This window comes from Acidithiobacillus sp. IBUN Pt1247-S3 (assembly GCF_041146875.1).
Taxonomy (GTDB): Bacteria; Pseudomonadota; Gammaproteobacteria; order Acidithiobacillales; family Acidithiobacillaceae; genus Igneacidithiobacillus.
The window spans coordinates 47053-60614 of record NZ_JBFRXP010000001.1 but is presented as its reverse complement, the minus strand read 5'-3'; the positions used below and the strand labels follow the sequence as shown (position 1 = coordinate 60614).

General features: G+C 58.2%; 14 protein-coding genes. 12 read left to right on the top strand and 2 right to left on the bottom strand.

Annotated features, from left to right (window positions below; translation table 11 throughout):
• Positions 1 to 77: 77 nt before the first annotated feature.
• On the bottom strand, positions 78 to 638 hold the full coding sequence (locus AB4090_RS00325) for a hypothetical protein (protein WP_369571861.1): 561 nt from the start codon (positions 636 to 638) through the stop codon (positions 78 to 80).
• Between the two features lie 483 nt (positions 639 to 1121).
• On the opposite strand from AB4090_RS00325, the gene AB4090_RS00320 reads away from it, so the two are divergent.
• From AB4090_RS00320 to AB4090_RS00265, 12 genes are all read left to right on the top strand, one after another.
• Positions 1122 to 2264 carry an efflux RND transporter periplasmic adaptor subunit gene (locus AB4090_RS00320; RefSeq protein ID WP_369571860.1) on the top strand — a complete coding sequence of 381 codons (1143 nt, stop codon included), beginning with the start codon at positions 1122 to 1124 and terminating at the stop codon, positions 2262 to 2264.
• Positions 2261 to 5776: an efflux RND transporter permease subunit gene (locus AB4090_RS00315; protein ID WP_369571859.1), complete on the top strand. Its 3516-nt coding sequence runs from the start codon at positions 2261 to 2263 to the stop codon at positions 5774 to 5776. Before AB4090_RS00320 ends, AB4090_RS00315 begins: the two co-directional genes overlap by 4 nt.
• Before the next feature lie 20 nt (positions 5777 to 5796).
• Positions 5797 to 6897 carry a hypothetical protein gene (locus AB4090_RS00310; RefSeq protein WP_369571858.1) on the top strand — a complete coding sequence of 367 codons (1101 nt, stop codon included), beginning with the start codon at positions 5797 to 5799 and terminating at the stop codon, positions 6895 to 6897.
• A gap of 55 nt (positions 6898 to 6952) precedes the next feature.
• The gene (locus AB4090_RS00305) at positions 6953 to 7486 is read left to right on the top strand and encodes a hypothetical protein (RefSeq protein ID WP_369571857.1); all 534 of its coding nucleotides are present in this window, start codon (positions 6953 to 6955) and stop codon (positions 7484 to 7486) included.
• A gap of 63 nt (positions 7487 to 7549) precedes the next feature.
• Positions 7550 to 8155 (top strand): tetratricopeptide repeat protein, encoded by a 606-nt coding sequence (locus AB4090_RS00300; protein WP_369571856.1) that lies wholly within the window; start codon positions 7550 to 7552, stop codon positions 8153 to 8155.
• Positions 8156 to 8172: 17 nt separating this feature from the next.
• Positions 8173 to 8721, top strand: coding sequence for a hypothetical protein (locus tag AB4090_RS00295; RefSeq protein WP_369571855.1), 549 nt, complete (start codon positions 8173 to 8175; stop codon positions 8719 to 8721).
• Positions 8721 to 9251, top strand: coding sequence for a DUF948 domain-containing protein (locus AB4090_RS00290; protein ID WP_369571854.1), 531 nt, complete (start codon positions 8721 to 8723; stop codon positions 9249 to 9251). The genes AB4090_RS00295 and AB4090_RS00290 overlap by 1 nt, the downstream gene beginning before the upstream one ends.
• Positions 9248 to 9763: a hypothetical protein gene (locus tag AB4090_RS00285; RefSeq protein WP_369571853.1), complete on the top strand. Its 516-nt coding sequence runs from the start codon at positions 9248 to 9250 to the stop codon at positions 9761 to 9763. Before AB4090_RS00290 ends, AB4090_RS00285 begins: the two co-directional genes overlap by 4 nt.
• Positions 9760 to 10881: a sigma-54 interaction domain-containing protein gene (locus tag AB4090_RS00280; protein ID WP_369571852.1), complete on the top strand. Its 1122-nt coding sequence runs from the start codon at positions 9760 to 9762 to the stop codon at positions 10879 to 10881. Before AB4090_RS00285 ends, AB4090_RS00280 begins: the two co-directional genes overlap by 4 nt.
• A 95-nt stretch (positions 10882 to 10976) precedes the next feature.
• Entirely contained in the window at positions 10977 to 11297 is a 321-nt protein-coding gene (locus AB4090_RS00275) for a hypothetical protein (protein ID WP_369571851.1), read from the top strand.
• 8 nt (positions 11298 to 11305) lie between these two features.
• Entirely contained in the window at positions 11306 to 12121 is an 816-nt protein-coding gene (locus AB4090_RS00270; protein WP_369571850.1) for a DUF692 domain-containing protein, read from the top strand.
• Positions 12099 to 12869: a putative DNA-binding domain-containing protein gene (locus tag AB4090_RS00265; protein ID WP_369571849.1), complete on the top strand. Its 771-nt coding sequence runs from the start codon at positions 12099 to 12101 to the stop codon at positions 12867 to 12869. Before AB4090_RS00270 ends, AB4090_RS00265 begins: the two co-directional genes overlap by 23 nt.
• On the opposite strand, the gene AB4090_RS00260 is transcribed toward AB4090_RS00265, so the two are convergent.
• Positions 12820 to 13545: a PspA/IM30 family protein gene (locus tag AB4090_RS00260; protein WP_369571848.1), complete on the bottom strand. Its 726-nt coding sequence runs from the start codon at positions 13543 to 13545 to the stop codon at positions 12820 to 12822. The two genes, AB4090_RS00265 and AB4090_RS00260, sit on opposite strands and share 50 nt — an antisense overlap.
• Between the last annotated feature and the right edge of the window lie 17 nt (positions 13546 to 13562).

Here is a 13562-nt window from a genome sequence, read left to right as displayed (position 1 = left end):
GTTACGAGGGCATTCCACCATGCCGGGAGAGGCCATACCGGTTGGCTAGCGATCTTCCGGGATGGATTGGGATGCTCTTAGCGGTATCCGTAGCCGTATTCCGGACCGTACCCATAGGGGCTAGGGTAGCCATAAGGACCCGAAGGGGGTGCGTACTGTGGTGCTTGCTGCCGGTATTGCGGGGCGGGGCCGGCCGGTGGATATCCGCCACCGTAAGCCGGGTAGGGAGAACGCTGCTGATATTGCGGATAAGCTGGCGGATAGCCGTTGTCGCCTTGACCATATCCACTATCGTAACCATTACCATAGGCGCCACCATAATAGCCGTTGTAGCCCTGACCATAGCCACCATAACGACCACTGTCGAAATTCATAGGTCCACCATGCGGGGCATTCATACTCATCGTCCCCATGTCCCAAGGACCGCTGTTGCCCGTAAAGGGACCGCCATAACTACTGAATGGTCCGCTATTTCCAGAAAACGGGTTGCTATATCCACCACCCCACGGGGATCCACCCCACGGAGAACCACCCCACGGCCCCCAGGCAAAGGCTGGTGCAGCCATCATCAACGCCGATACCCCCACCGCTGCCACTGAGCCAACAATCCACCGCTTTTTCTGTAGTAAAGTCTTCATCGAAGCACTCCTAAGCACACTATGTAAGTCCAACCGAAACCCGGCAACCCAAATCCGGGATCACCGATTTCTTTACAAGCATACTCTATGCCATATTGTAACCATTTGTTATAAATCATTTTATAGAAATCTCTTGCGACGCCTCTGCGCAACGGAAAAATCATATACCTATAATTTTCAATAAATTGCGGAACCGTTTGGTGTTGCGCATGTTGCAAGCATCACTGCGACGCGTAACCAGAGTAATGCTTTATGAAATCCATAATAATAATCAAATAATTGCGAAACATAAGTGGATTTATCCGCAACGCAACAGGTATCCTGCAACAGTCCAGCCCATTGTTTTACAATTGATTCCTGAATTTCCTCGCAACAGCCCCGCCCAGGTGCTCACAACTTAATCATTAATAATCAGTAAGTTACAAATTGGCATGAAGAATGCTTGCGGTCTGCCCAACAAATTTCTTCGAGGAACTGGCCGTGATGACTGCCTCCACATTTTCCTGTTGGCGACTGCTTTCCTGCCTAGCGCTGAGTCTGGCCCCAGGCATTGCCTTTGCTGAGCCGAGCCTGATGCAGGTGCAATCCGCTCCAGCACTGGGGCCACTGCTTGGCGCTCGCGCCATCCCCGGCCAGGTAGTGGTGTTGCGTGCGCAAACCGGCGGCCGCGTCGAGTATGTGGCCGGCCCTGTAGGCACGCCTGTCCGTGCTGACGAAGTAGTGGTAGGCCTCGGCACCGACGCCTTGCGCGCGCAACGGGCGCAGGCGGAAGCCGCCTATCAGGCGGCGCAGGTGGCATTGGGAAACGGTTATTCTCAGTACCAGGTGCAGCTGTATAACTATGGCGGCGGCAACTCGTGGAATCCTTTCTCCTGGTTTGGGCAGGGTCTGGCGGCGATGATGGGTAACCAGCACAATCCGTGGGCTACCTACCTCGCCAACCTTGACAATCGCCGCGCCGCCGCAATGCAGGCACAGGCCAGCCTGCAGTCTGCCGCCTGGCACATTCGCGAAATCGACGCGGAGATTCGCGATGCGTACGGGGTTTCTCCCTTCTACGGCGTCATCTTGCAAAAGGACGTGAATCCCGGTGACGTGGTGCAACCGGGGCAATCTTTGCTGGTCCTCGGGGGCGCGGGTCCAGCGCAAATTCTGGTAGAGGTACCTACCAGCATGAGTGATGGCCTACATTTGGGCGATACCCTGCAGGTACGCGCACCCGACGGCAGTGGCACAGTGATTGCCAGGGTCATCCAAATTGCCCCGGAGGCCAATGCGCAGACCCATACCCTTGCCGTCAAACTCGCACTACCAGGGCACACCGGTATTCGTGCCGGGGATTACGTGACCGTGCGCCTGCCCGCCGCACAATCTGCGGCACTTGGCGTCGCCATTCCGCGTTCAGCGCTGCTCCCTGGGCATAGTTTGCCCTCGGTATTAGTGGACGTTGACGGGGTCACCCAGTTGCGGGTCTTGCGTCTGGGTGAACCGCTCGCCAACGGCATGGTACAGGTATTGGCGGGACTTCGTCCGGGGGAAATCATTGTCAATACCCCCCCCGCCGGCATCGGCTCCGGTTACCACCTGGTCTCAACCGAACAGGCAACGTCTGGAGCCGATGCATGAGCACCCCGCCCTGCAACGGTAACGGACAACACGCTCCGGCGGACCACGCAGCACCCACCAAGAATCTTGGGCTCGCGGGTAGCATCGCGCGGGTATTCATCAACTCACCACTAGCGCCCCTGCTGCTTGTCGTCCTACTAGCAGCGGGCGTGCTCGGTCTGATCTCGACACCACGAGCTGCCAATCCGCAGATCTCCGTGCCTATGGTAGACATTTTCGTGCCCTACCCAGGGCATTCTCCGGCGGAAGTCGCGCGTATGGTTGCCGACCCGTTGCAGCAGTTGATGAGCGAGTTACCAGGTGTTCGCCACGTCTACTCGGTCTCCGATCAAGGGGAGGCAATGGTGACCGTGCGCTTTGACGTTGGCGAGCATATGGCGCCCTCGCTGGTGGCGGTATACAACAAGCTCGCGGCCAACATGAATCGCATCCCGCCGGGTGCCACAAAGCCCTTGGTGCGCGCCAAAGGTATCAATAGCGTGCCGTTCATGACCTTTACCTTGTGGTCGCAAAGTGTAGGTCCCGCCACCCTGAACGAGATTGCCGAGAGTGCGCTAAAGCGTCTAAAGGAAGTCCCAGATTCAGGCGAAAGCTTCATCATCCATGGACCGACCGACGCCCTGAATATCGACGTGCACCCTAGTCGCTTAGCGGCCTATGGACTGACGCCGCAAGCCGTAGCAAAGGTTGTGGAATCGGCCAATCAAGAACTACAAAGTGGTAGCGCCGAAGGAGATAACGCCCACTTAGCGATTCTCAGTGGTGGCTTTTTACGTAGCCCGCAGCAGGTGGAAAATCTCGTTATCGGGGTTTTTCATGGCGCCCCGGTCTACTTGTCGCAAGTGGCAACGGTACGCTATGGACCTTCCACTGCCCATAGCCTGGTTACCTATACCACTGGTGCGGGATCTGCCGGTGCCATGGTAAACAACGCGCCAGCGGTCACCATTGCCCTGGCAAAAACCGCCGGCAGCAATGCCGTCGCTGTTGGCCAAGCCCTGATCAGCAAGATGCACTCGTTGGAAGGAAGCGTCATTCCGGATGACGTTCATGTAAGCATCACGCGCAACGATGGCAAGGTAGCTAACGACAAAGTCAACTCCCTGCTCTTCAAACTCTTTGTTGCCACTGCCGCCGTGACCTTGCTCATCTTCCTCACCCTGGGCTGGCGCGCCGCTGCCGTAGTGGTGATCACGATTCCTTTGATTCTCCTGATCACCGTATTCGCAGCCTGGATTGTGGGTATCACCATCAACCGGGTGAGTTTGTTTGGCCTGATTTTTTCGATTGGTATTCTAGTTGATGACTCTATTGTCATTGTCGAGAACGTCTACCGGCGCTGGCTACTGGAAAATGGTACCTCCACCGACACCCTCATCGACGCCGTGCGCGAAGTCGGCAATCCGACCACTCTCGCTACCTTCACCGTGATTGCGGCGCTACTGCCCATGGGCTTTGTCGGCGGCATGATGGGTCCATACATGGCGCCCATTCCTGTCCTGGGATCGGTAGCGATGTTGTCCTCGCTATTCATTGCCTTTGCCCTGGCGCCTTGGCTGATTCTGCGTTTTAAACCCAGCCTGCAGGCATTGGAAAAAATGCACCATCGGGAGGCCAGACAAGCGGCATGGTTGCGCAAATTCTTCGCGCAAACCTTGATTCCACTGGTGCGGCGCAAGCTCTATGGACGGCTCTTTCTCGGCGGTATCGTGTTCGCCTTTTTTGGCAGTCTCGCCCTATTTTTGGTGGAATGGGTACCGTTCACCATGCTGCCGCACGGCAATTCGGATGCCTTCAATGTGGTAGTGAACATGCCCGCAGGAACTGCCTTGCCAGAAACCGCGAACGCCACCTACGCCATCCAGGACCGTTTGCAGGGAATGCACAACATACTCGCCCTACAAAGCTATGTTGGCACACCAGAACCGTATGATTTCAATGGCATGGTTCGGCATTACTATCTGCGCAACCAACCCTGGCAGGCAATGATTCACGTGCAGTTGGTGGAAGGTGACAAGCGGTCGGCCTCCAGTTCAAGCCTTGCCAAAGAGGCGCGCAAACGCATCGCGGCAGTAGCGGCCAATTGGGGGGCACGGATTCAGGTGGTGCAAACCCCACCTGGGCCGCCGGTGCTTGCACCCGTGGTAGCCGAGGTCTATGGGCCGTCTGCCGAAGTGCGCGACGCCGTGGCGCGGCATCTGACTACTGTATTCGAACACAGCAAAAATCTGACTGACGTCAACAACACCTTGATGGCGCCCCACGACCTGCTCGCCTTTCATGTCGATAGCACCCGTGCCGGTATGGCGGGAATCAGTAACGCGAACGTCAATCAGACCCTGGGCATGGTCATGGGTGGCCACAGCCTGGGCGATTTTCATCCATTCGGCCAGGATTTGGCGGTACCCATGCACCTGCAGGCGCCGTTGTACCTGCGCAGCAACGTGCAGAATCTCGCCAGCTTGCCTGTCCCCTCGCCCTATTATGGCTCGGTACCGCTCTATAGCCTGGGGAATTTCCAGCGCGTCGCCGCCAAGGCACCCATCTATCAGCAGGATCTGCGACCAGTGCAATACGTGATGGGTGATAGTCAAGGCCGCCTGGATGCACCCATCTATGGCATGCTGGAGGTGGAATCCGCGCTTAGTCATTATCTCGCGCCCACTGGCAAGGCTCTGGGCATCGACTGGATCAGCCAACCCAGCGGTGACAACGCCACAATCAAATGGGGCGGCGCGTGGACGGTCACCTATCGCACCTTCCGTGACATGGGCGCCGCGTTCATGGTCGCCCTGGTGTTGATCTACATGCTGGTGGTCTGGGAATTCGGCAATTTCATCATCCCGGCGATCATCATGGTACCGATCCCCCTCACCCTCATCGGCATTCTGCCCGGACACTGGCTCTTTGGCGCCAGCTTTACGGCCACCTCGATGATTGGTTTTATCGCCCTGGCTGGCATTATTGTGCGCAACTCGATCTTGCTGGTCGACTACTCACAGCAGAAGGTAGCCGAGGGCTATCCCGTCCTCGATGCCCTGATCGAGGCCTGTGCTACGCGTACCCGGCCCATCGTGATCACTGCCTTGGCGTTGATGCTGGGCTCGGCGGAAATCATCACCTCGCCGATCTTCCGCGGCATGGGAATTTCACTGCTCTTTGGGGTGATGGTGTCGACCATCCTCACCCTCCTGGTCATTCCCATGGGCTGTGTGAGCGGACGACGCGCCTTTTGCCCCGCCAGCATCGATCTGGGCGATGCCAGCCATGCCGGTCAGGCGCCCTTCCCCATGAGCCAGCGTAACTGGATTGTCGTAACCCCCGGCGAGATGCCACTGACCCGCAGTGAAGTGGCGGCCCCCAACAGTAGTCGTTCGCAGCCCGCGCGGAAAAAATCGTCCGCTGCTTCCCCCGTCACTCTCATCGCCTTGGTGTTACGGAGCTTTTGGGAAGATCTCTGTGTCTTTTTCGCGGCTTGGCGCCGTTTTCTGTCGCGCCGATTTGGCAAGTAACCATCCTGAGGAGAACATTCATGATCCAAAAAGTTTCGCCGTATCGCCTACGCGCACTCACTCTGACCTTCACCCTCTGTTGCTTTGCCAGCGGCAACGCCGTTGCAGCGCCATACTTTGCCGCAAACCTCGCACCCTCGGGTGACAATCCTGGCGTTGGCGATGGCGCAGCAAGCGGCACTGCTAACGTTGAGATGATTTCCTGGCAAGGCAGTCCTGGGCAAATAACGACTTCGGAGATGCCTACACCGAATGTCAATCCAGGACCTGCACCTGCGTGGCCCGAGGGATATGCCCCCAGGCCCGCCCCACAATTACCGTATGGCGCTTACGGGCAGATGCAACCGCCACCGCAAGCGGAGCCTGTGGCTTACGTTCCACCGCCACCGGGCCCTTATCCGGTATCACCGCAAGAATTGAGTCAGGGTGCCAGCGGTGCACCACAGGCAGAACAACACCAGGCCTACGGCGCAGCTGCGGGTCCCATGCCTTATCCCGGCTGGGGAGCGCGGCCCGGGCCCGGCATGCCGAGCGTACCAGCTGGGTACGGGCCACAAAGTCCTTATCCGCCGATGCCACAGGGCAATCCATACGGTCCCACGCCCATGCCGCATCCCGGAATGATGCCACCAGGCTATGGTCCGCAACCGGGGCCGGCAGGGTACGGACCCCTGCGGCCAGCACCCTATCCCATGCCCCCGCATTGGGCAGGGCCGCAGCCTTATGGTCCACCGCCAGAGGCCTATGGTCCGCCACCGCGCGGTCCTTATCCGCCCATACCAGAGATGAACGGTCCAGCTCCGTATCCTGCCGGAATGCCACCAGCACCTGGTTATGGACCCATGCCTGAGCAGTACGGGCCACCCCCCGAAGGTCCCTATCCACCGGTACCCGAAATGCGTGGAAACCCTGGCGGCGGCTGGTCAGGACCAGTTGCGGCCACACCTCCGCCCGTGCCTTACGGGCCCCCAGCTACGTATGGGCCGGGGCCTGTCTACGGACCACCGCCCGCCTATGGACCAGGACCGGCGCAGCCAATGCCCTATCCACCTAGCCCCCCCATGGCCAGCGGACCGTATGGACCACCCCCTTGGGTAAATGGTCCCTGGGGACCGAGATAGAAGCACAGCAATGCAAAAATGCATTACTGGCCTGAACACGAAGAGGTGAATGATCATGAAGAAGACAAGAGTAGTCGTAGCAATCGCTGGTGCTTTGACTTTGGCTTTGCCCCTGAGCGCCCTGGCCTGGGGACCCTGGGGCGGCGGCGGAATGCCCTGGTCTGGAGGTGCTCCGTGGGGCGGTGGCGGATACAGCAATCCCTGGGATAGCGAGTCTGGACCCTGGAGCGGCTATGGTGGACCGGGCAATGGCAGCTTTGGCCCTTGGAGCATGGGTAGTTTCAACATGCACTTTCCGCATGGCGGACCGATGAATTTCTCTGGTGGGCCTTGGAATGGCTGGGGTCGCCCTTGGTCCGGAGAAGGCGGTTCGCCTTGGTCTAGTTGGGGTGGCGGTGGGATGCCTTGGGGTGGCGGTGGTGGAATGCCTTGGGGTGGCGGCGGGATGCCTTGGGGTGGCGGCGGGATGCCTTGGGGTGGCGGCGGGATGCCTTGGGGTGGCGGTTCACCCTGGGGCGGTAGTCCGTGGTCAGGTTGGGGTAGCCCGATGTCACCGTGGGGGGCGATGTCACCCATGGGTTGGTGGTAAGACATCCCACCCCCTTCTAGTCCTTTTCAGCCATGAAACTGACAGCCGGCGAGGAGTGCTGATATGCGAGCTTTTATTGCGCGTTTGATTTTTCTCGTGATTCTGGTGGCCATCGTACTATTTGGCATCGTCGCCATCCAGCATCCAGATACCTGGCAACACGACTGGAAGGTCGTGCGCAGCTTCTTCGTGCGTCATTGGGAGGGGCTGCAGGGTCAAGTGCCCAACCACGAAGAAGCAGTAGCGGCGAAAACGAGCACCCAGTCGAAAGTGGCTCCCCCGATCGCGGTTACCCCCACAATGCCTACAATATCGGTGGCGCCAGTCTACCTTCCGCCGCCAGCTCGCCCGCAAAGCCGACTGAATGACCGGCAACTCACCCTGCTCATGGCAGCAAGACGGGCATTTTGGATAGGCGATTTTCCTGTTGCCATCGGCGATTATCGGGCGCTGATTACAGCCGACCCGGACCAAGCGGAGCTGTATGGCGAGTTAGGGAATGTGCTCTGGCGCTCTGGACAGCGTATTGCCGCTGCCACTGCCTATGCCCACGCCGGGCATCTGTTGCTAGCGCAAGGGAATTATAGCCAGGCAGCGGCGCTCATTCCCATCCTCACGCGTCTTGACCCCGAGGCCGCCGAACATCTGCAGGAGGGCCTTGCCCGATGAGAGTACGGAGAATACACATGGCACATCCAATAGTCTTTCGCTTTACGCAGCTCGCGGTTTTGCTGAGCCTCGCGACTGGCTCAGCGACGGCGTTGGCCGCAGAGCCGGCAAAAACAACTCCGGCGAAGCCAGCTGCAGAGACCACGCCAACCGTGCATCCGGCGGCGCCAACAAAGAAACCCGTGCCCGTAAAAAAAGCAGCGCCAGTACAGAAAGTGGCTCCCGCCAAAGCCGCCCCGAAAGTAAAAAATGCCACTATCGAAGCCTTGGTGAATCAGACACGGGCGGCGTACTGGCATGGCAATATCGCGGGCGCCATTGCAGGGTATCAGAAACTGATCAAGCAACACCCACAGCCACGCTGGTATGGCGAACTGGGCAACGTTTATTTGCAAAAGGGGCGTCCGCGCCAGGCCGCTGAGAATTATTACCATGCTGCCCGCGCGCTCATCGCCGCTGGTCGGCCGCTGGAGGCTGGGGCACTGCTCCCAACCCTCCAGCGTCTCGACCCGCCCCTCGCGGCCAAGCTGCTAGCTAGCGAATCCCACCATAAGGAGCCTCACTGATGGCGCAGGAGCCACAACAAAACTCGCTGGAACATCACAATCTCGCCGGCCTTTCCGATCGTCAGCTACGCATGATCGTTTTTGCCGGCTTGACCGCGTTTCTGGTTTTGGCCGCCTATGAATTTTACCTCGCGGTAGAGATGAGCAGTGACTTACGCGCCATGACTAAGCAGGTACAGGCCCTAAGCCCCAATGTGCAACGGAATATGGACAGCATGGCGCAAAATATGCGGCAGATGACGGCCTCCACCAACTACATGGCACAAGCCACCGGGCAAATGCAGGCCGATTTCTGGAGCCTGAACAAGAACGTTTCTCCGCCATTCTCCTTCTTCTCTGGTCTGGTACCCTGGGCGGGACAGCGTAGCCCATATTCAGGACCCGCGCGTCCTTTGCCATTGCCGCCGCGGCCGGACTATGCTGGTCGGTATGGTTCGCCGTCCAACAATTATCCCAGCCCAGAATATGCGCCGTATGGCTCCTACGGTTATGGGATAAACCGTGGCGCTCCCGGCCCGGAGGGAAGATGACAGACCTCGATAGCAAAGCCTTTGAAATCGTCTGCGCGGTCATGCCGCAAATCATGGAGGGCATGACCTTTGGCATGATGGTGGCGGATCCGCAAGGTAAACTCCTGTATCACAATCCAGTAGCGGACCGCTTTCTCGGCATCAATTCCGCGGCGCAGTTGCGCGACATTCCCAACCTGCAATTACAGAAGGAAATAGTGCGTGCCGCCATTTCTGCTGGCCATGACGATGCCGTAAGCCGCCCAGCCGAGAGTTGCATCAGTTGGGATCGTGTTGTCACCGTCAACAACGAAACGCGCATCCTTGCTCTTCGCACGCGGATGGTGCGGCAACGCGACAAAAAATACCGCGTTTTTTTCCAGGAGAGTCGGCGTGCTCAGCAGGCCTTTTCGCGCGTCGTTGCGCGATCGGCCTTGCGCTGCCGACCAGATAATAGGCCCCAGCCGTCCCGGTCACCGGCGCACCGTCACGCCCTCGTTGGGGCGCAGACGGCGCACTCGTCTCCCGAATGACTTATCGGCAACCATGCGGCACAGCACGCGCCTGCACTCCCAGCTTCGCGGTCGTTTCGGCGGATGCAGTTCGCCGCGTTGCCTACTGGGGACTACTCGCCCCCGCTTCGCTCTCCAGGCTCGCAGCGATAGAAGACGTGACCACCTTGCGGCAGGCAGAACGCAGCCTGTCGGGTGAGGCGCGTGCCGGAATCCACAGCAAGGATCCACAGATGTTGCGGGCGATCGATCTGATCGAGCAGGTGGCACCCAGTGACGCCAGCGTGTTGATTCAGGGGGAGTCTGGCACAGGCAAGGGGATGCTCGCGCGGCTGTTACACGACAGTAGCCAACGCTCGCGCAAGCCGCTGGTGGAGGTGAATTGTGCTGCCATTCCGGAAAACCTCTGGGAGGCAGAATTTTTCGGTGCTGTGAAGGGTGCCTATACCGGCGCCGTGGGTGACCGCATGGGACGTTTTGCTGCCGCCGACGGCGGGACGTTATTTCTTGATGAAATCAGTGAATTATCCAAGCCGCATCAGGCCAAGCTCTTGAAGGTATTGGAAGAACAGGCCTTCGAGCCAATCGGTTCGATGAAGACTTGCAAGGTCGACGTGCGGGTGGTGGCAGCCACCAATCAGGGTCTGAAAGAGGCGGTCGAACGCGGAGACTTCCGCGCGGATCTTTTCTACCGCCTGAATGTGATTCCCGTGAATGTGCCGCCGCTACGCGAGCGTCGTACTGACATTATCCATCTAGCGGAATACTTCCTCGCCAAATTTGGCGGTCGGGACGCGCGTAAGCTGCGCTCGGAGGTTAAACACTTGTTATTGGATTATCCCTGGCCGGGGAACGTACGGGAGCTGCGCAACATCATGGAATACGCCAACATCTGTGCGAACGGGCCAGAGCTAGCAGTGGCTGATCTACCACAGGATTTTGTCGAGCGGGCGCAAAAACGGGCGCCCGCACCCGGTACCAGCGAGCAAAATGGTGAAGAAGAGCGCGACCTGCTCGTCAACCTGCTACAAAAACACAGCAATAACCGCAGTGCGGTGGCACGCGAGTTGGGCATCGATCGCGTTACCCTGTGGCGGCGCATGACTCGCTTGGGCTTGAGTAACGTCAGCGAGGTTTAACTGGATTCCTCCCTACATCCGTGCTACCCTTGGTAAGCGCATGGCCCTGGTATTAGGTATTAGGCTTGAGATTCATACGACGTGGAGGAGATAAAATGAACAGTTCGACAAAACTCGGTTTGGCTTCGCTCTTTGCTCTGAGTCTGGGGAGCTTGCCCCTGGCGGCCGACGCCACGACCGCAGCCCCCATGAACGGGCAACAACAGATGTCCGCAAACGGCATGCAAAAGAGTGAGGGAAACTGCTCGCGGAAAATGGGTGAAGGCAACTGTTCCCGCAAGATGGGTGAGGGAAATTGCTCGCGTAGTAAGGGCAAGATGGGGGAGTCGCATTGCACCAGCAAGGCACAGATTCGCGCCCACGACGGTAAGTGCGGCAAGGCGCAGATGAAGAAAATGCAACAGGGAAGCATGTAAAATTTTCCGTGACGAGCTGGGGACTGGGCCTACGGCGCGAGTTTTTGACGGAGTTTGCCGAGCGCTGCACGTCCTTACCCGTAGACTTTGTCGAGATCGCCCCGGAAAACTGGTTGGATTTTGGTGGGCGCGCGGCGACGGAACTGCAGCGCGTACTAGAGCACAAGCCTCTATTTTGCCACGGACTCTCCCTGTCGATAGCCGGCCCCGAGCCGATCAACTGGGACTTTTTGCATAGGCTACGCGGTTTTTTGCGCGAGCATCATTCCATAATGTACAGCGAGCACCTTGCGTACTGCCAAGACGCTCAAGGCTATCTGCACGATTTGCTGCCCATCCCCTTTCACGAACAAAGCCTGCGTTGGACAGTGGAGCGTATTCAACAGGTACAGGACTTTCTTGGCCAGCCTTTGGTTCTGGAAAATACCGCTTTTTACGGCAGCTTTCCCGAATCCGACCGCAGTGAGCTGGATTTCCTCTTGGCGGTGCTGCAAGAGAGCGGCTGCGAGTTGCTGCTCGACCTCAACAACCTTTTTGTCAACAGCCGCAATCATCAATATTCTGCTGCAGATTTTCTCGCGGCGCTGCCCGCCGAGCGCATCCGCTACTATCACATCGCTGGTTTCTATCAACACCCGAAGGGGTGGTTGATAGATACCCACGACAGCAGCGTCAGTCTTGAGGTAGTTTCGTTGTTGCAAAAGGCTCAGAAACGATTCGGTCCGCGCCCAACCCTGCTGGAGTGGGATAACGACATCCCGCCCCTGGATACGCTGCTCGCCGAGCTGCAACGCTTACGCCATGGACTCGAAGACTCCCACTGAGTATTCGGCGCGGCTGCGGGAGATCGCAGGCAGACTGCGGCAGTTGGAGGGATCCGCTCCGCCAGGGATGACGGCGGACATTTTCACCCTGTATCGCGAGATGTTTCGTGCCAGCTTTGCCGCAAGCCTGGTCGATGCGTTCCCCGAAAGCTGTCGTCATCTTTCTCCCGAGATCTGGGAGGCTCTAGTCGATAATTTTTTGGCCGGCGGTGAATGCCCGAACCCCAGTTTTCACGCCGTACCCGATGCCTTCTTTCGCTTCGTGATACAACACTTTGCCGACGACCCCCCGCTACCGGATTATCTGCCCGCATTATTGCATTGGGAATGGCTCACCCTGACTTTGGCGATTGCCCCCAATGATATAGAGGAATGCTGCGCAGCAGACCTAGAACAGTTACCAATGCAGTTAGCCAACACGGCGCGTCTACAGCACTATCCCTTTGCCGTTCATCTGGCCGTAGAACCCCCACAAACACCTAGCCAACGCGATTGCTATCTACTGGTCTACCGCCATCGCGACGGCGCAGTGTTCAGTCGAGAACTGGAGCTACCTGAGGCGCGCCTCGCTGCTGCCCTGGCTAATACCGCACGCACAGCAACCGACGCTCACGCCCTCGCCTTCCCCGCAGGCGAATATGCCGTGGCGTGGGCGCGCAAACGGCTACAAGAATGGTGCGCTGCAGGGATTCTTCAGACTACGACCCCGAACTCTTGTCCGCCTCCGGCTTCGCCATCTCCGCCTTAAGGCGCGCCAAGTCGGCATCGACACCACCTTGTTCGCGTAGCTGCGCCATCTCCTTATCGGTGTGACTGCGATGGTCCAGGGGGTCGTCAATGGCGCCGGAGTCCATCAGCGACTCCATCGCTTCGGCTTTGCTTTGCGACTGAGCCACGCGATCCTGAACACGCTGCATCGCCTCACCGGCATCATTCATGCCCTTGCCCAGACCCGAGAGCGAGTTTTCCGCCTGAATCTCTGCCTGCGACGCCGCCAGTTCGCCTTTCATCACCTCTTTTTGGGTGCGGAAGGATTCGATTTTGTCCTGTAACTTGGTCTCAAAATCTGTGAGTTTATCTACCTGTGCGGCAATTTTTTCGTGAGCATCCTGCAGCGACTGCAGCTTCACCAAGGCCGTCTGCTTTTGCGCCAGCTCGGCCTTGGCCAAGTCTTCGCGATTGGCCTGCAGTGCAGTACGCGCATCTGCATCTGCTTGATCGGCAGTCTTTTTTGCATCGGCCATTTGATGTTCCAAGCTGAGTTTTTCCGTGGCGACGTCAGCCAGATGGCGCTTGGTATCCTGCAGATTGCTCATCATCTTCTCATACGAGAGATCCAGTGTTTCTGACGGATTTTCTGCATTGTCGAGAAAATGATTGATGCGCGCCTGCATGATTTCTGAGGCGTGTTTGAATAATGACATGGTCACTCTCCTGCAAA